The organism is Streptomyces sp. RGM 3693, assembly GCF_050471125.1.
Classification (GTDB): domain Bacteria; phylum Actinomycetota; class Actinomycetes; order Streptomycetales; family Streptomycetaceae; genus Streptomyces.
This window is the reverse complement of sequence record NZ_JBMPPQ010000001.1, coordinates 3,569,625-3,586,203: the sequence shown is the minus strand read 5'-3', so window position 1 is coordinate 3,586,203 and position 16,579 is coordinate 3,569,625. Positions and strand designations below refer to the sequence as shown.

Genomic DNA, 16,579 nt, shown 5'->3' with positions numbered 1-16,579 from the left:
CCCGGGACCGTCGAGGGACGCCGGTCGCCCCGTCGGGTTGGTTGTCGCGGGACGCGTGAGAATGCCCAGCATGGACATCCGACAGTTGGAGTACTTCCTCGCCATCGTCGACCACGGCGGCTTCACCCGGGCGGCATCCGCGCTGTACGTGTCCCAGCCGTCGCTGTCCCAGGCGGTCCAGGGGCTTGAGCGCGACCTGGGCGGCGACCTGTTCCACCGGATCGGCCGGCGGGCGGTGCTCACCGAAGCGGGGCGGGCGCTGATCGAGCCGGCCCGCGCGGCCGTGCGCAGTCTGGAGACGGCACGGGCGAGCGTGGCGGCCGTGCAAGAGCTGCGGGAGGGGCGACTGGACGTGGCCTCGATGCCGTCACAGGCGGTGGAGCCACTGACGACCATGGTGCACGCCTTCAGCGGACGCTATCCGGGGGTGTCCGTGGCGCTCAAGGCGGCCTTCACCTCCCGGGACGTGGTGGACCTGGTGCGCACCGGCGCGGCCGAGTTGGGCCTGCTGGCCGTTCCGGGCCCGCTGCCGGAGGGGGACGTCGTCGCGCATCCCCTCGGTGAGCAGCGCTTCGTGCTGGTGGTGCGCGGCGGCGCCGACGACGCCCCATTCCTCGGCCAACGGACCGTGAACTGTGCGGAGTTGGCAGGTCAACGGCTGATCGTCGGGCAGCGGGGCACCGGGATGCGCGCGTACGTGGACGGGTTGCGGGAGCGAGGGATCGCCTTCAGCATCGCCGCCGAGACCGAGCACCGGGTGTCCGTGCTCCCCCTCGTCCTGGCCGGAGTGGGGATGGCGGTGCTGACCGAGTCCTGGCGCGGCCTGGCCGAGCGGGCCGGTGCCCGGGTGTTGGACATCGAGCCGCGGACCACGTTGCGCATCGGGCTGATCAGCCGTCGCTCCGGGTTGTCCCCGGCGGCACGGGCGTTCGTGACGACCGCCCTGGACGCGCTCGCCCCGGGCTGCTGATAAGCGCCGCCGATGACGTAGATCGGGATTGTGTCTTGGACCTGCCGAGCGCCGCTTGCTGCAATCGGACGCATGACCACCCACCACATTGCCCTCATTCCCGGCGACGGCATCGGCACCGAGGTGCTGCCCCCGGCGCGGCGCGTGCTCGACCGCGTCAGCCGCCGGCACGGGTTCGGCCTGTCCTACACCTCGTACAACGACTGGTCGTGCGCGCGGTATGTGCGCGAGGGCGCGATGATGCCCGAGAACGGCCTGGACCGGCTGCGCGACAAGGACGCGATCCTGCTCGGCGCGGTCGGCCACCCGGACGTACCGGACCACGTGTCGCTGTGGGGCCTGCTGATCCCGATCCGCCGCGCCTTCCGGCAGTACGTCAACCTGCGCCCGATCCGGGTCTTCGAGGGCGTCGACAGTCCGGTGCGCGGTGCGGTACCCGGGGCGGTGGACCTCGTGGTGGTCCGCGAGAACACCGAGGGCGAGTACAGCGAGGTCGGCGGGCGACTCAATCAGGGCCTTCCCGAAGAACTGGCCGTGCAGGAGGCGGTGTTCACCCGGGCCGGGGTGACCCGCGTGGTGGACTACGCGTTCGGCCTGGCGGCGGGCCGGGGCGGCCGGCTGACCTCGGCCACCAAGTCGAACGGCATCGTGCACACCCTGCCGTTCTGGGACGAGCTGGTCGCCGAATGCGCCACCGCCCACCCCCGCGTTGCCTGGGACCAGGAGCACATCGACGCACTGGCGGCCAAACTCGTCCTGGATCCGGCCCGTTACGACGTGATCGTCGCTTCCAACCTGTTCGGGGACATCCTCAGTGACCTGGCCGCCGCCGTGGCCGGCTCGATCGGCATCGCCCCGGCCGCCAATCTCAACCCCGAGCGCGAGTACCCCTCGATGTTCGAGCCGGTACACGGCTCCGCGCCCGACATCGCCGGTCGGGGTATCGCCAACCCCCTGGGGGCCATCTGGTCGGCGGCCCTGATGCTCGACCACCTGGGCCATCGGGAGGCGGCCGACGACATCACCGCCGCGATGGCGTCCGTCCTGGCCACGACGGACGTCCGCACACCGGACCTGGGCGGCACCGCCAGCACCGAGGACTTCACCGAAGAGCTACTCCAACTCCTTTGAAATGATGGGGAGTTGCAGCAGTCGCGGGGCCTCGGCTGCCGCGGCGGCCCCCAGTCACCGGGAGCTTCCCCACGTCCGCGCCCGACCGGGCGTGGTGGAGCGCACTCCACCACGCCCGGTGGAGCAGACGCGCAGGGGCGATGGGGTGCCAGCTGGATTCCGTCACGCGACGGGTCTCCGTAGCGTCGCCGCCATGACGAATCACTCAGCGGCGGGGGATCCCGTGCGGCGGCGGCGCGGGCCCGTGGTGTACCTGGCGATCGCTTATCTGGGCATGTGGCTGGCGATGTCGCCGCTTCTGATCGGCGGCTTCCAGCGTGGTGACGCGCGGGAGGAGACCGGGGCGCTGGCGGAGGTGTGCATCACGGCGGCGATGTGCGCGCCGGCGCTCGCCGCGCTCCTCGTGATCCGCCTGATCGAGCCGGGCCGTCGGGTGCGGGACGCGCTCGCGCTGCGCTGGCCGCGACCGTGGGGGCGCGGCGTGCGGCACTGCCTGACAGGGCTCGCCGTGCCCGCCGGCCTGACCGTCGCCGCGCTCACCGTCGGCGCCGCCGCAGGGGCCTATCCGGTGGGTGAGCTGCGGTGGAGCGCGGTGGCCGGATGGATGGGCGGCATGGTGGTGCAGATCGTGGTGTCGTTGCCGCAGTTCTTCGGCGAGGAACTGGGCTGGCAGGGTTACTTGTTCCCGCGGCTGGCCCGGGACGGCGGCGGGAAGCGCCTGGTGTCGGCGTATCTCCTCACCGGTTGCGCCTTCGCGCTCTGGCACCTGCCCACGTTGTTGATGGGTGGTCAGTATCCGGGCCGGCCGTGGTACGTCTCGGTGCCCGCGATGCTGGTGAGTTGCACGCTCATCCTGCCGATCTTCACCTGGCTGCGGCTGCGCTCCGGCTCGGTCCTGCCGGCTGTGCTCGCGCATGCCTTCGTCAGCACGGCGAGCGTCGGTATGGTCAAGCGGTTCGCCGCCCCCGACGCCGCGCTGGACCCCCTGCGCATGGGCCTCACCGGCTGGCCCGGTTGGATCGTGATGGGTGCGCTGGTCGCCTTCCTGGCCCTGACCGGCAGGCTCCGCATGCCGCCCCGCGTCCCGGCCTCCCGCACCCTCACGGGCGGCGGAACGGAGCCGGCGGCCACCGGTCCGGGCACAGTTGCCGAGGACACCGCCTCGTCATCGACCGCCGAGGCCCGGTACCCACATGGCGAACCCGCCCAGGGCCAGTGAAGACCGTCCCCTCACTCCCATCACGATCCTCGCCCGGCACGTGGCACACCGTCTCGTCGGCCTCCGAGCCGACGTCGCCGGCTCCGTTCATGACGCGCCGGACGGTTCCCTACGCGTCGGCCGGGTGGCGCGGCTCGCGCCACATCCCCCACAGCACCGGCCCGCCCCCGGGCAGCCGAACCTCCGCACGCACGGTGAAGCCGAAGTGCTCGTAGAAGGGCAGGTTGGACGGCTTGGAGGACTCCAGATAGGCGGGCAGACCCGCCGCGTCGGCCTTGGCCAGCCCCGAGCGCAGCAGGGCGGCCCCGTGTCCCTGGCCCTGGGCGGCCGGGTCGGCGCCGATCAACGCCAGGTACCAGTGCGGTTCCTGGGGCGTGTGCTTGGCGGCCGTCTCGACGGCGTCCCGGAACAGCGGAGCCCGGTCGCCGAGGATGTTCTGGAGTTCCTGGATGGTGTCCGCGTCGGGAACGGCCTTGGCCTGCGCCTCCGGCGCCACCCAGAACGCGGCCGCCGACTCGGTGCGCTCGCACACACCGTGGTGGACGTACTGCCGGGTGAAGATCGTGGCGAAGTAGCGGCCCAACGTCGCCTCGCGCGAGGTGTCATCGGGGAAGAACCAACGCATCATCGGGTCGTCGTCGAAGGCGCGGGCCAACGTGCGGCTGATCGACGGGGCATCGTCGACCGTTGTCGTCTTCGGCATGTTCGTTATCGACATACGGGTCATTCTGCACGCGGTGATCTTCGACGGAAGGGTGGGGCCGGTCCACTCACGGAAGCAATGAGACGGTAAAGTACGGAAGTTCGGGAACGGCGTCGGGCCGCTGCTGCGGCGCGCTCCGAGGCGTACAGGGCCTGTCCCGCCTGGCCACCTCCGTGGACACGACCGGCCGCACCTCCCGGTCCGGGCTCAACCGTGACGCGGCCCCTGCGGTCGGCCATCTCCTGGATGAGCCAGGGTGAGTCGAGGTCGAGCTTCTGTCCCTCGCGGCCGGTGATCAGGGCCAGCGCGACACCGACGCTGCGGCCGTTGGCCACCTGGCGCCAGTCGTTGCGGTGGTGCCCCGCGTGTTCTTCCCCGTCCGTCTCCCACCTGGCCCATGGGAGTGCGCGGGTGGCCCGGCGACCGCGTCAGCGACCTCACCCAGGCATTCGCCCTCGGCCTCCCGGCATGCGACCGCCGCACTCTGCGCCCGGCCGGCCCTGCGCCTGGGCCGCCGAATCCGCGTCACAGTCCGGCAGCTCGAAGGCTGCCGGACTGTGACGGTCGGCGGTGGCAGTCGGCTAGCTGACGGCCTTCTGCATCACCGTGTCCTCACGGTGTCCTGCGCTGTTCCACCTCACCTCACGGTGTGAAGGCCGCGGTGCCGTTCGGGGTGCCGAGGCCGGTCGGACCGTCGTAGCCGCTGCCTGCGGTGCACAGGTACGACGGCGAGCAGGAGCCGTTGGCGCCGCTGCTGACGTCGTTCAGCGCCGAGGCGTGGGAGTAGGGGTAGGACGCCGGGGTGTCGGACGCGCCCGGGGTGCCCGCGAGGGCGTAGACGCCGGCGATGAACGGGGCGGAGGCGCTGGTGCCGCCGTACACGTTCCAACCACTGGCCTGGTAACTGTCGTAGACCGCCAGGCCGGTGGCCGGGTCGGCGACCGAGGCGACGTCCGCGACGGTGCGCTTGGCGCAACCGGTGTCTTGCTGCCAGGACGGCTTGGCGTCGTACTGGGAGCAACCGGAGCCGGCACCCTCGCCGCCCGCCGTGGAGCCCCAGACACTCTCGCTCCAGCCGCGGGCGCTGCCGTCCTGCTGGAGTGAGGTGCCGCCGACCGCGGTGACGTACTGCGAGGCCGCCGGGTACTCGACGCCGTAGCCGCTGTCACCGGAGCTGACGGTGATCGCCACGCCCGGGTGGTTGAAGTACTGCTCGTCGGAGGTGGTGTCGGTCGAGTCCTCCGAGCCGCCGTAGCTGTTGGAGACGAACTTGGCCCCCATGGCGACCGCGCGGTTCACCGCCGTGCCCAGGTCGTCCATGCTGGCGCTGTTCGCCTCGACCAGCAGGATGTGGCACTGCGGGCAGGAGGCGCTCACCATGTCGACGTCGAGGGATATCTCGCCGGCCCAACCAGAGTCCGGCGCGGGGTAGTTGGTGCCGCCGTTCTGGTCGACCTTCTGGAAGCACCCGTTGGCGGTGGTGCATTCCGGCAGGCCGTACTGGGTGCGGTAGGTCGCCAGGTCCTGTTCGGCGTTGGGGTCGTCGTTGGCGTCGATGATCGCCACGGTCTGGCCGGAGCCGCCCGACTGGGGCAGGTTGTAGGCGCTCTGTAGGTCACTGGGGCCGAAACCGGAGGGGGCGACGTGCGGCCGCAGGGACAGCTGCTGCTTGACGTCGGTGCGGGCCACCGCGTTGCAGGCCATGTAACCGGGCTTGGCCGGCTCCGCACACAACCGGTGGATGGGGACCTTGGCGTGAGTCATGGACGTGATGGGGGACGTGTGGGGTGCGGGTGCCGCCGGTGCGGCATGGGACGGGCTGGCGGCGATCATGCCGCCGATGACGAGGGTTGCCGCCGACAGCAGGGTCGGGACGGCGCGGTGCGCCAGTCCACTCGTGCGATCGGATCTGCCCTTTCGTAGAGAACGCAAGGGAACGACCTCCGTGGGGGAAGGGGCCGACGGTCGACTCTCCGGAGACACCTGCCGTGCCGTGCCCTTCACGCACAATGTCAAGGGCATGACATGTTGCACCAGGTGCAGCCACGACACCCCATCAGGGGTGCGCCAATCCGCCGGTGATGAGTTGCGCACGTGCACTCACTGATGCCACCCCGGTGAGTGGTGGCTTTATGGAAAAGTAGTGAACCCTGCGTCAAGGAGACACCGAGCTACGGCAAAGGCTTCCCCTGGGTCCGTAGAACGTCCTCGCCGCCCTGCCCCAGCCTCTGGACGCCCGCCGCCCCGTCCCAGCCTCTGGACGACAGTCGTCCGGTGGCCTCTGGATGCCAGCAGCCGTACGGTGCTCGCTGGCGTCGCCAAGCGTGCGTAACGCGCCACCGGCCGGGGCCAGTTCATTTCAGCGCAGCACAGCGAGATCCTTTCGGGCGCCGGTCGATGTGATGCGGATGTGTCGGCGCCGGCCCGACTGGCCCGACTGGTTCACCCGATCCGCCTGGTCCGCCCGGTTCCCCTCCCCCACGCCGCATCCGCAACTGCAACTGCAACCGAGGTCAGGCCGTTCCCGATGCGGCCGGACGCAGCAACTCGGTGGCGAAGTCCTCGACCGTGCGCGGCGCTCGGCCCAGGACGCGCTGGACTCCGTCGCCCAGGCCGGCCACACCTTCGCGACGGTAGTTCGCGTACAGGTCGTGCAGTCCGTCGACGATCCGTGGCGCGACCCCGTGCTCCGCCAGCCCGGCCCGCCAGACATCGTCGAGTGGTACGTCGACATACCGCACCGGCGAGCCGATCGCGGCCTCGAAGGACGCAGCGAGCTCTGCGAGGGTCAGTGCCGCGGGACCGCTGATCTCGATCTCGCCACCCGTCGGACGGTCCGCGAGGAGTTCGGCGACCGCGACCTCGGCGATGTCCCGAACGTCCACATAGCCGCGTGCACCGGGCCCGGCGGGATCGGCCAGCGTGCCCCGTACGAGGGCGGGTGCCGACGGCAGGAAGTTCTGCAGGAAGCGGTCGGGCTGCAGGACCGTCAGCTCCTCGACACCGGCGGCGCGCAGGCGGTCGGTGATGACGTCGTGGTTGCCGGTGACCGCGTCAGGGACGAGGTCACCGCCGAACCGCCGGGCGCCGAGCTTGACGATCCGCCGCGCACCGGCTTCGACAGCGGCCACACCGAGCGTGGTCTCCGCGGCGATCTGGTCCTCGGCGAAGGGGTGCGCGAGGAAGAGGCGGTCCACGCCCACGACCGCGCGGCGCACATCCGCGGCGTTCGCGGCGTCCCCGCGGAAGACCTCCCCACGTACCGTCCCGTCCAACGCCTCGGCACTCGCCGCCGAACGCACCAGGAACCGCACATCGCTCCGGTCGCGCAGCGCCTCGGTCACATAACGGCCCACCGCTCCTGACGGCGTGGTCACCAACACAGTCATCGACGACTTCCTCCCTCGTCATCGTCCAGCACGACGGGCACTGCGGAGCGCCCTGGAACACCCTCGAACCGACCGTTGATCAGAACGTTGATCAGACCGTTCATTCGGTGCCAACCACCGTCCAGGCCAACGCCATTCCCCGTTCCCATTCCCCGTGCCCCATTGCCCGCACCTGGCGGGCCCGGAACGCCAACGCCAGTCAGCCAGGGCAGCCTGCATTCACCCACCAGCAACCAGCAACACGGTCCGCCACATCTGGCCATGACTCGCGACAATCGGCGACGACTCGCAACGACTGCTGCGGACGTGGCGTATGCGCGGCGCCGGAGGCCCGCAGGCCCGGAGGTCGGGTTCCTGCGCCCCCTACAGCGTCTGTCCGAGCAGGGCGACGAACTGGGCGATGCGCTGTTCGTCGCGCTTGTAGTGAGTCCACTTGCCCACGCGCGTCGCCCGCACCAGCCCGGCTCGCTGGAGTTCGGCCATGTATGCCGACACCGTTGACTGGGCGAGCCCCGCCTTGGCCTGGATGTGGCTGACGCAGACGCCCACTTCGACCGGGTCGGCGATCGCCTGCATGTCTGCGAAGTGGCGCTCGGGATCCCGCAACCACAGCAGCATCTGCAACCGCATCGGGTTCGACAACGCCCGCAGTGCATCGACCAGGTCGGGATCCGGTGAGGTCGCAGTTGCCGTCGCCGTGTCCGTCATGGGACCAGGGTACAGGCCGCCACCGACGTTTCGAAGAATCTCGATGCGAGGGTGACTGTGGGGTGCGACGCCTGGTGCGCTGGGCGGCCGCATCACAGGTGGGCCGAGCGGCCGGGCTCAGGTACGCCGAGCGACCGGGCACCGGCGCACGGAGCGACCGAGCGCAGGTGCGCAGTGCTCCGCGGAAGATCAAGCACCCCCGCCGCGCGGCAGCAGCGCCTCGCCCAGCCTGCGCCAGTGCGGCAGCGCGGACCGGCCCGGCTCGATGCCGATCACCTGCACGCCCACATGGTCGGCGCCCGCCTCGACGTGACCGTGCAGCTTCTCGACGATGGTGTCCAGGTCCCCCCAGAACACGAAGTCGTCGATGAGCCGGTCGCTTCCGCCATGGCCGATCTCCTCCTCCGAGTAGCCGAGGCGACGGAACTTCGCGACGTTGTACGGGGTCGCCAGGTAGCCCTGGAGGTGCTCGCGGGCGACGGCGCGGGCCGTGGCCGGGTCGGACTCGAACAGCACCGGGTGCTCCACCCCGAGGAAGGCGTCCGGGCCGAGGATCTCCCGCGTCTGCACGGTGTGCGCCACATTGACGTGGTAGGTGTGGGCACCGGCCGAGCGGTCGCGCGCCAACTCCAGCATCCTGGGCCCGTACGCGGCCAGGACCCGGCGCATCGGGGCCCGCGGCGCGGGGTTGGTGGACACGAGGGCGTCCATCTCGTCGAGGTAATCGATCATCGCCGCCACGGGCTTGACCCCGGGCCGCGGCTCGCCGCCGAATCCCAGGCCGAGCACGTGCCGGTCGGGGTAGGCATCGGCCAGGAGGAGGCTCGCGCCGTACGTCGAGCGGGCGCCGCGGGACCAGATCCGGGCGATGCCGTTGATGACGTGCATCTGCTCGGTGCTGGACAACAGGAAGCCGGCGTGCGTGAGCGCCTCGCGCCCGCCGACCTCAGGGATCCAGAACGTCCGCCATCCCTGCTCCTCCACTTCCTGGATCGACTCGCGCAGCTGCGACGCCGGTTGGCCCTCGAAGTCGAAGGTGTAAATCCCGAACGTTCCGAGATCCAGCCCGTCAACGCCACCCATGGCACATCCCCTCGTGCACGTCGCCGGCACCTCGCAGTCGATCAAGAACGCATCGAACTATCGCAGAATCCCGATGCGACAGGCAAGCCGCCTCGCCCCGGCGGCCGACACACACAGGACCCGCAGCACGGTCGCGCCCGGTGCCCCGGCCCCGCTCAGGCGTCGAGTCCACCGCGCCGGACGAGCTCGCGGGCGATGACGTTGCGCTGGATTTCGTTGGTGCCCTCGCCGACGATCATCAGGGGTGCGTCGCGAAAGTAGCGCTCGACGTCGAATTCGGTGGAGTAGCCGTAACCGCCATGAATGCGGACGGCGTTGATGGCGATCTGCAGGGCGGTCTCGGAGGCGAGGAGCTTGGCCATGCCGGCTTCCATGTCCACCCGGTGTCCGGCGTCCGCCTCGCGGGCCGCGTAGAGGGTGAGTTGCCTGGCGGCCGTGAGTGAAGTCGCCATGTCAGCAAGGTAGTTGGCGATCGACTGGTGTTGCCAGATCGGCTTGTCGAACGCTTCGCGCTGCTGGGCGTAGGCGAGCGCGTCCGCCAGTGCCGCGCGCCCGACGCCGAGCGCCCGGGCGGCGACCTGTAGCCGGCCGGTCTCCAGGCCCTTCATCATCTGCGCGAAGCCCTTGCCCTCGACGCCGCCGAGCACGGCATCGGCCGGCGCCCGGTAGTCCTCGAAGGTCAGCTCGCAGCTTTCGACACCCTTGTAGCCAAGCTTGGGCAGATCGCGGGAGACCGTCAGACCGGGGCCGTGCTCGACGAGGAGCAGGGAGATTCCCCGGTGGGCGGGGGTGGCGGCCGGGTCGGTCTTGCAGAGCAGGGCGATCAGTTGTGAGCGGCGGGAGTTGGTGATCCAGGTCTTGGTGCCGTTGACGACGTACGCGTCGGCGTCGCCGCTCCGGTCCTTGCGGGCGACGGTGCGCAGGGCCTGGAGGTCGGAACCGCCGTTCGGTTCGGTCAGGGCCATGGTCGCCCGGACCTCGCCGGTGGCCATCCGCGGCAGGTAGCGCCGCTTCTGTTCCTCGGTGCCGTAGTGCACGAGCAGCTTGGCGACCACGGTGTGGCCGCCCATCGCGCCGGCCAGGCTCATCCATCCGCGGGCGAGCTCCTCGGTGACGAGGACGTAGCACGGGGTGGAGACCGGCGTGCCGCCGTATTCCTCCGGGACCGTCAGTCCGAAGACGCCGAGCCGCTTCATCCGGTCGATCAGCGCAGCGGGGTAGGTGTTGGTGTGTTCCAGTTCCCGGACGACCGGCCTGACGTGCTCGTCGACGAAGTCGCGCACGGTGCCGATGATCAGCTGCTCGTCCGCGGAGAGGATGTCGAGGGTGCTCATACGGTGACGCTCCTTGGGTGGGTGCGGCGTGCCTGGATCCTTCAACGGTCTCGGTGTCTGGCGGTGGTTCCGGGAGTGAGCTGGGCTGCGCCTGCGAAGGGTCGGGGAATCCCTTCCCGGAGTACCATCATCGACGCTCATGACCGTGTGGGTGTGAAGAGCGAGAGGTGGTGTCCCATGCCGGTTGCGGAGGGCGCGGACCGGGCAGCAGGGTCCGCGTGGGGCCGTTCGGTGGGCGTCCGGGGCGTGCGGAAGCCACCCCTGCCAGACAACGATCACCGGCTCCACGCCCGTACCCGCGCCCAGGACGGGACCACCCTGGCCTACCAACACCATGGCACCGGGCGCCCGTTGGTACTCCTGGCCGGCCAGGCGAACAACCACCACTGGTGGGACGGTGTCCGCGAGGACTTCCACACCGGGCATGCCACGATCACCATGGACTACCGCGGCACCGGGCAGAGCGGCGCGCCCGACGGGCCTTACTCCACGCAGCAGTTCGCCGATGACGTGGTGTCGGTGTTGGACGACCTCGGCGTCGAGTGCGCCGACGTCTACGGCACGTCGATGGGCGGCCGGGTCGCCCAGTGGGTCGCCGCCCGCCATCCGGACCGGGTGCGGCGACTCGTCCTCGGGTGCACCTCCCCCGGTGGCCCACAGGCCGTCGAGCGCGACGGGACGGTGCGGCGGGCCCTCGCCCAGGCCGACCCGGAGGCGGCCCGGGGCGCCCTGCTCGACCTGATGTACGCGCCGGAGTGGCGGGCCGCGCACCCCGGCCCGTACACCACCCTCGGCGACCCCCGGATGCCGGCGCACGCCCGGCGGGGCCACCTGGTGGCCAGCAATGAGCACGATGCCTGGGAGGCGCTGCCCGGGATCGCCTGTCCCACCCTCGTCCTGCACGGCGACCAGGACCGGATGACGCCTCCGGACAACGTCCCGCTCCTGGCCGCACGCATCCCCCGGTCCCGTACACACCTCTTCCCCGGGGCCCGCCACGCCTACTTCGTCACCTGCCGTCCGCTGGCCAGCACCCTGGTGGCGGCCTTCCTCGACGAGGCGGAGGAAACGCTGCGCTGAGGATCCGGTGTCTGTCTGGCGGGGCAGGCACCGGGCCCAGCGAGGGAAGCTGACGACGGCCTCCTCCGGGGCAGGGCGGCGACGTCAGGGCGGCCGCACGACCCGTCAGACACGCCCTACCCTTCCTCGTGGGCCTCCTCCTCGTGAGCCTCCTCCTCGTAGGTGACGTGGTACTGACGCGTGTACCGGTTCAGTGCGGCCGGGTCGAAACGTCCTGCCCTACTGACCTCGGCCCGGTGCTCGATCAGGGTCTCCACCACACACTCCCAACCGCCGGGAGAGGAAATCTGGAGCACGCGGGGCGGCGGGGTGGAGCCGGGGCGGATCGCGTGCGGGACGCCGTGCGGCAGCAGGACGAACTGCCCCCGGCCAGCGGTGTGGACGCGCCCGTCGAAGTCGATGTGCAGTGCTCCGTCGAGCACGTATATGCACTCGTCGGCCCCGTGGTGGGTGTGCAGCGGGATCGGCTGCGCCACCGTGACTTCCAGGAACGAGAAGCGGCCGGCGGTGTCGGTGGTGCGCGCCTTGATGCCGAAGGCGGGCGGCACCGCGATCCGGCCGGGGCGCACCGCACCGCGGTCCAGGACGTAGCAGCGCCGCGGGTCGCCCGGATCGTCGCTCCGGTCGCCGGGGACCGTCAACTGGAGGGTGTGCACCAGGGAGTCGGCTCCGCCGAGGTTGTGCAGCGCGTGGTCGACGCCGCTGGGCAGCAGGGCGCACATGCCGCTGGTGAGGTGGTGGGTCCGGCCGTCGACGTCGATCCCGAGGTCGCCGTCGAGCACGTAGATGAACGTGTCGGAGGGGTGGGAGACCTCGGAGGGGCGGGCGGGGTCGTGGGTGGTGAACTCGCCCTTGGCCGGGGGCACTTGGGTGGGGACGCCGTTGCCGCCCTTCCCTCGGACCTCCATCAGGGTGAAGCGGCCCTGGGTGTCTCCGGCGCCGGCCTTGAGGGTCACCCCCGGGGGCAGGGGGGCGCGGGCGGTACGCGAGGCGTTCGCGTCCAGCAGATAGAAGCGGTCCTTGGACATCCGGAGTTCCTTTCTGGAACCGTTCTGGGCCGACATCAGCACGATACGGAATCGGAATCCGATTCCGTTTACTGAATAGCAGGAGGCTCCGAACGATGTCAAAACCTCCCGCCCGCGGCGGCGCCTACTTGGGCCGGTCTCTGCCGCGCCGGCGCGCGAACAGGGCCGTACCGCCGACCACGAGGCCGATGGCCACCAGCTTGGCTGGTCCGTAGAGGTGCGACAGGCCGTCCGGCGAGTCGGCATTGTGGAGGAGGACGAACGCCCCGACGACCAGGCCAAGCAGGACGAGCACCCCGCCACCGACCGGGCCCAGCCCCGCCCACCAAGGGTCATTGCCGACCGGCATCCGGTCCTGGGTGTCGGTCTCCTGGGTGTCGGACTCCTGGTCGGTCACGAACTCTCCTTCGTCTGCGTTCACCACGACGGTTCGCTCACTCTCGTCGCGTTGCGGAATTCCGTACTTCTGACGTGACATCAGCTTCGTTGCCACCCTGAACTCGCTCGATGCAACCAGCTCCCCGGAGCGAGACGCTGGTGGCGGCCGGCGGGTTGCCTTCTGCGATCATCACCGTCGTCCATAACCTGCCGATCAGCGCGGCCACCCCGGTCGTACGCCACCGGTCCGCGCGCCCTCATCCGGAGACAGACACCGTGACACCACCCGCAGCGCAACCATCCGAACAATCCCAACAGTCCCAGCACACCGGCCGCCCCACGCCGAACGACGCCACGGACGTCCACCAACCCTTCGACGCGGAGTTCTTCCACGATCCCCATCCGGTCTACGCCCGGCTCCGGAACTTAGGCCCCGTCCTCAAGGTCGCCCTTCCCGACGGATCCCGAGCCTGGCTCGTCACCCGCGAGGAACACGTCCGGGCGGCCTTCACCGATCCGCGACTGTCGGTGAACAAGGCGCGCTCCCGCAACGGTTATCAGGGCTTCTCCCTGCCGCCCGCCCTGGATGCCAACCTCCTCAACATCGACCCGGACGACCACCTCCGCCTGCGTCGGCTGGTCTCCAAGGGGTTCACGGCACGGCACGTCGAGCGGCTCCGCGGCCGCGTCGTCGCGGCGGCCGCCCACTACGCCGACCGACTGGCCGACCGCCTCGCGGAGCACGGAGCGGCCGATCTCGTCGCGGAGTTCGCCAATCCGCTGCCACTGGTCGTCATCGGTCACCTCCTGGACGTTCCCGAGACGGACGGCAAGGCGTTTTCCGGTTGGGTCGACGCCATGTTCGCGCCTTCGTACCCCGGTCACACCGCCGAGGCGATCGGTCACATCCACCGCTATCTGCTGGGCCTGATCGGCGCGCGCCGGGCGACTCCCGGGGATGACCTGCTGTCCTCGCTGATCGCCGCGCGGGACGCCGACGACCGGTTGAGCGAGGACGAACTGGTCTCGTTGGCCTTCCTGCTCCTGATGGCCGGCACCGAGAACGTCCAGCACCTCATCAGCGGCGGGCTGCTCGCCCTGCTGCGCCACCCCGAGCAGCTCGCGGCGCTCCGCCGCCGACCGGAACTCATGCCGAACGCCGTCGAGGAACTGCTGCGCTACGCCCACCCCAACCAGATGGCCGTCCGCCGGTTCCCCACCGAAGCCGTCGAGATCGCCGGTACGCGGATCCTGCCCGGGGACACCGTGCTGCTGTCGCTCGCCTCCGCGCACCGCGACCCGGCCCGCTATCCGGAGCCGGACCGCTTCGACATCCACCGGGCGGACCCGTCCCCGCTCGCCCTCGGGTACGGCCCGCACTACTGCCTGGGGGCGGCGCTGGCCCGGATGGAGATCAGTACGGCGTTGAGCACGCTGCTCGATCGGTTTCCTGATCTCCAACTGGCCGTTCCGGATGCCGAGTTGGAGTGGCGGCAGTCGTTCCGGTCGCATGCGCTCCGGCGGATGCCGGTGGCGGCTTCGGTGTCAACTTCGGCTTCGGTGGGGTGAGCTTGACAGGCGCGGTGCGGGCGGTTGTCCGCCCGGTGGATGACGGGGGGGGTCAGAGGCCGTGCTCGCGTACCCGCTCGACCAGGGCCGCGGCCTCCGTCCGGTTGCCGACCCGGAGCTTGGCGAAGAGGTTGTTGACGTGGGTCTTGACGGTGGCGACGGAGACGTAGAGGGTCTCGGCGATGGCGCGGTTGGTGCGGCGCTCGCTGAGCAGTTCCAGGACCCGGGTCTCCTGGACCGTCAGGGCGTAGGCCGCCGCGATCCGTTCCAGGGCCGTGCGGTGCGTCAGCCCGCGCACCATGGCCGAGGCGATCTCCGGGGCGAAGGTGCGGTGCCCGTCGGCGGTCGCGGTGATCGCGGAGACGATCTGGGCCCGGCCGGCGCTCTTGGTGAGGTAGCCGGCGGCGCCCGCCTTGAGCGCGCCGACGATGGAGGCGTCGTCGGCGTAGGTGGTCAGGACCAGCACCGCCGGTGCCGGGTCCCATGCGGCGAGGGTGCGGGTGGCGGCGATGCCGTCGACCCCCGGCATCCGCAGGTCCATCAGCACCACGGCCGGGGCCAGGCGTCGCGCCAGGTCGACGGCGGTGGCGCCGTCGGCCGCGGAGCCGACCACGTCGATGTCGGGTTCGTGGTCGAGGATGGTCACCAGGCCGTCGCGGACCGCGGCCTGGTCGTCGGCGACGATCACCCGGACCGGTCGGTCACGCATAGGGCACCCGGCATTCCACGATCCACTCCCCCTCCACTGGGCCGGCGGTCAGTCTGCCACCGACGATCTCCGCACGCTCCCGCATGCCGGGCACGCCGTGGCCGCCGGAGATGCCTGGTTCCGACCGCTCGGCCGGCGGTGCCAGTCGGTTGGTGACGCGTAGCAGCACGGCGTCCCGGCCCGCCGTGACGGTGACGTCGGCGGGGGTGCCGGGTGCGTGCTTGCGGGCGTTGGTGAGGGCCTCGACGGTCAGGGAGGCGATCACCTCGCCCACCGGGACCGGCACCCGAGCCGACTCGCCGCGTACGTCGACGTCCACCGTCATCCCCAGTGCGCGGACGCCGGTGACGATCTCGCCGAGTGCCGCGTCGATGCCTGTGGGGAGGCGACGCAGGGCGTCCACGGCGTGCTTGGCGGCCACCAGGCCGTCGGCCGCCATGGCGCGTGCGCCGCGAACCCGGGCCACCACGTCCTGGTCCGCGCCACGGGCCACGGAGACCGCCTCCAACGCGTCCAGTTGGATCACCAGGCCGCCGAGCGAGTGGGCCAGGACGTCGTGGATGTCCCGGGCGATCCTGGCGCGTTCCTCCTGCACGGCGTGCTCGGCCCGACGTTCGGCCGTACCGCGTTCGGCACGGCGGTCGAGGCTGTTCAGGCGGCCGAGGAAACCGAAGCCGCCGGCGGTCACGGCGGAGATCAGCACCGAGACGGCCACCCGGGGTCCGCCGCCGGCCGCGTCGTGGGCGACGACGAAGCCGGCGACGCCGACCGTGAGGGCGCCGCTGATCCACAGTGCGGACGTTTCGACGGCCGAGATCAGCAGGAACAGGCCGGCCGCGCCCACGAAGGCCGGGGCGGACGGGTCCGTGGGGCTGAGCCCGGCGCAGACCGCGCCGCCGACCAGCAGCACGCTCCACCCCAGGTCGGGCCAGGGTGGTGCGAGGACGTGCCGGACGGTCGCGGTCACCGTCCACAGTGCGAGCAGCGCGCAGAGCAGTGCGGTGTTCCACGGCGGGTGGGGGCTGGAGGTGTGCAGGGCCACGGTGAGGGCGATGGCCAGGGCGTGCAGGGCCAGCCGGCGGAGCCGGGCCGTGTCGAGGCCGTCCCGGAACCCGCCGGCCGGCCGTCTGGGTATGTCGTGGTCGTTCCGCACGGCTCCATCTTGCCGGCGACGGCCCGGCGTGCCGTATCGGGCCGTCGTGATCTCCACCCTTTTCTCCAACCCGGTGGTCGATCCGCGGAGGGTGGCCCGGCCCGCAGGGTGGGAGGTGGCGGCAC

Annotated in this window: 15 protein-coding genes; 5 read left to right on the top strand and 10 right to left on the bottom strand. The window is 71.0% G+C overall.

The features are described from left to right. Positions 1-70: 70 nt before the first annotated feature. The 3 genes from ACO0M4_RS15755 (at position 71) to ACO0M4_RS15745 (ending at position 3,320) form a co-directional block, all read left to right on the top strand. Positions 71-970, top strand: coding sequence for a LysR family transcriptional regulator (locus ACO0M4_RS15755; protein WP_430370817.1), 900 nt, complete (start codon positions 71-73; stop codon positions 968-970). Positions 971-1,042: 72 nt separating this feature from the next. Continuing rightward, entirely contained in the window at positions 1,043-2,101 is a 1,059-nt protein-coding gene (locus ACO0M4_RS15750; RefSeq protein ID WP_430370815.1) for a tartrate dehydrogenase, read from the top strand. Between the two features lie 193 nt (positions 2,102-2,294). Further along, positions 2,295-3,320: a CPBP family intramembrane glutamic endopeptidase gene (locus ACO0M4_RS15745; RefSeq protein ID WP_430370814.1), complete on the top strand. Its 1,026-nt coding sequence runs from the start codon at positions 2,295-2,297 to the stop codon at positions 3,318-3,320. Between the two features lie 109 nt (positions 3,321-3,429). Here the strand turns inward: ACO0M4_RS15745 and ACO0M4_RS15740 are convergent, their stop codons facing one another. The 6 genes from ACO0M4_RS15740 to ACO0M4_RS15715 form a co-directional block, all read right to left on the bottom strand. Beyond that, positions 3,430-4,038: a GNAT family N-acetyltransferase gene (locus ACO0M4_RS15740; RefSeq protein WP_430370813.1), complete on the bottom strand. Its 609-nt coding sequence runs from the start codon at positions 4,036-4,038 to the stop codon at positions 3,430-3,432. Between the two features lie 627 nt (positions 4,039-4,665). Further along, complete coding sequence (locus ACO0M4_RS15735; RefSeq protein ID WP_430370812.1) at positions 4,666-5,787, bottom strand: S53 family peptidase; 1,122 nt, start codon at positions 5,785-5,787, stop codon at positions 4,666-4,668. 749 nt (positions 5,788-6,536) lie between these two features. Further along, a complete protein-coding gene (locus ACO0M4_RS15730; protein ID WP_430370811.1) occupies positions 6,537-7,412 on the bottom strand; it encodes an NmrA family NAD(P)-binding protein in 876 nt (291 codons plus the stop codon). A 363-nt stretch (positions 7,413-7,775) separates the two neighbouring features. Then, entirely contained in the window at positions 7,776-8,120 is a 345-nt protein-coding gene (locus ACO0M4_RS15725; RefSeq protein ID WP_430370810.1) for an ArsR/SmtB family transcription factor, read from the bottom strand. Between the two features lie 189 nt (positions 8,121-8,309). Continuing rightward, positions 8,310-9,203 (bottom strand): TIGR03620 family F420-dependent LLM class oxidoreductase, encoded by an 894-nt coding sequence (locus tag ACO0M4_RS15720; protein WP_430370809.1) that lies wholly within the window; start codon positions 9,201-9,203, stop codon positions 8,310-8,312. A gap of 155 nt (positions 9,204-9,358) precedes the next feature. After that, a complete protein-coding gene (locus ACO0M4_RS15715) occupies positions 9,359-10,537 on the bottom strand; it encodes an acyl-CoA dehydrogenase family protein (protein WP_430370808.1) in 1,179 nt (392 codons plus the stop codon). 177 nt (positions 10,538-10,714) lie between these two features. On the opposite strand from ACO0M4_RS15715, the gene ACO0M4_RS15710 reads away from it, so the two are divergent. Next, the gene (locus ACO0M4_RS15710) at positions 10,715-11,617 is read left to right on the top strand and encodes an alpha/beta fold hydrolase (RefSeq protein ID WP_430370807.1); all 903 of its coding nucleotides are present in this window, start codon (positions 10,715-10,717) and stop codon (positions 11,615-11,617) included. Between the two features lie 116 nt (positions 11,618-11,733). Here the strand turns inward: ACO0M4_RS15710 and ACO0M4_RS15705 are convergent, their stop codons facing one another. Together ACO0M4_RS15705 and ACO0M4_RS15700 are read right to left on the bottom strand one after the other, a co-directional pair. After that, complete coding sequence (locus ACO0M4_RS15705) at positions 11,734-12,645, bottom strand: cupin domain-containing protein (RefSeq protein ID WP_430370806.1); 912 nt, start codon at positions 12,643-12,645, stop codon at positions 11,734-11,736. A gap of 124 nt (positions 12,646-12,769) precedes the next feature. Next, positions 12,770-13,042 carry a hypothetical protein gene (locus ACO0M4_RS15700; protein WP_430370805.1) on the bottom strand — a complete coding sequence of 91 codons (273 nt, stop codon included), beginning with the start codon at positions 13,040-13,042 and terminating at the stop codon, positions 12,770-12,772. Between the two features lie 110 nt (positions 13,043-13,152). Here ACO0M4_RS15700 and ACO0M4_RS15695 point away from each other — a divergent pair, with 110 nt between their 5' ends. Beyond that, positions 13,153-14,592, top strand: a complete 1,440-nt coding sequence (locus ACO0M4_RS15695) for a cytochrome P450 family protein (protein ID WP_430370803.1) — start codon at positions 13,153-13,155, stop codon at positions 14,590-14,592. A gap of 52 nt (positions 14,593-14,644) precedes the next feature. On the opposite strand, the gene ACO0M4_RS15690 is transcribed toward ACO0M4_RS15695, so the two are convergent. Next, on the bottom strand, positions 14,645-15,301 hold the full coding sequence (locus ACO0M4_RS15690) for a response regulator transcription factor (RefSeq protein WP_430370801.1): 657 nt from the start codon (positions 15,299-15,301) through the stop codon (positions 14,645-14,647). Next, positions 15,294-16,454 carry a sensor histidine kinase gene (locus ACO0M4_RS15685; RefSeq protein WP_430370800.1) on the bottom strand — a complete coding sequence of 387 codons (1,161 nt, stop codon included), beginning with the start codon at positions 16,452-16,454 and terminating at the stop codon, positions 15,294-15,296. The genes ACO0M4_RS15690 and ACO0M4_RS15685 overlap by 8 nt, the downstream gene beginning before the upstream one ends. Positions 16,455-16,579 lie beyond the last annotated feature (125 nt).

Excerpts from the sequence above, each read along its gene's own strand:
- ACO0M4_RS15755 (WP_430370817.1), top strand. The coding sequence starts at position 71 with ATGGACATCCGACAGTTGGAGTACTTCCTCGCCATCGTCGACCACGGC.
- ACO0M4_RS15750 (WP_430370815.1), top strand. The coding sequence starts at position 1,043 with ATGACCACCCACCACATTGCCCTCATTCCCGGCGACGGCATCGGCACC.
- ACO0M4_RS15745 (WP_430370814.1), top strand. The coding sequence starts at position 2,295 with ATGACGAATCACTCAGCGGCGGGGGATCCCGTGCGGCGGCGGCGCGGG.
- ACO0M4_RS15740 (WP_430370813.1), bottom strand. The coding sequence starts at position 4,038 with ATGTCGATAACGAACATGCCGAAGACGACAACGGTCGACGATGCCCCG.
- ACO0M4_RS15735 (WP_430370812.1), bottom strand. The coding sequence starts at position 5,787 with ATGACTCACGCCAAGGTCCCCATCCACCGGTTGTGTGCGGAGCCGGCC.
- ACO0M4_RS15730 (WP_430370811.1), bottom strand. The coding sequence starts at position 7,412 with ATGACTGTGTTGGTGACCACGCCGTCAGGAGCGGTGGGCCGTTATGTG.
- ACO0M4_RS15725 (WP_430370810.1), bottom strand. The coding sequence starts at position 8,120 with ATGACGGACACGGCGACGGCAACTGCGACCTCACCGGATCCCGACCTG.
- ACO0M4_RS15720 (WP_430370809.1), bottom strand. The coding sequence starts at position 9,203 with ATGGGTGGCGTTGACGGGCTGGATCTCGGAACGTTCGGGATTTACACC.
- ACO0M4_RS15715 (WP_430370808.1), bottom strand. The coding sequence starts at position 10,537 with ATGAGCACCCTCGACATCCTCTCCGCGGACGAGCAGCTGATCATCGGC.
- ACO0M4_RS15710 (WP_430370807.1), top strand. The coding sequence starts at position 10,715 with ATGCCGGTTGCGGAGGGCGCGGACCGGGCAGCAGGGTCCGCGTGGGGC.
- ACO0M4_RS15705 (WP_430370806.1), bottom strand. The coding sequence starts at position 12,645 with ATGTCCAAGGACCGCTTCTATCTGCTGGACGCGAACGCCTCGCGTACC.
- ACO0M4_RS15695 (WP_430370803.1), top strand. The coding sequence starts at position 13,153 with ATGCAACCAGCTCCCCGGAGCGAGACGCTGGTGGCGGCCGGCGGGTTG.
- ACO0M4_RS15690 (WP_430370801.1), bottom strand. The coding sequence starts at position 15,301 with ATGCGTGACCGACCGGTCCGGGTGATCGTCGCCGACGACCAGGCCGCG.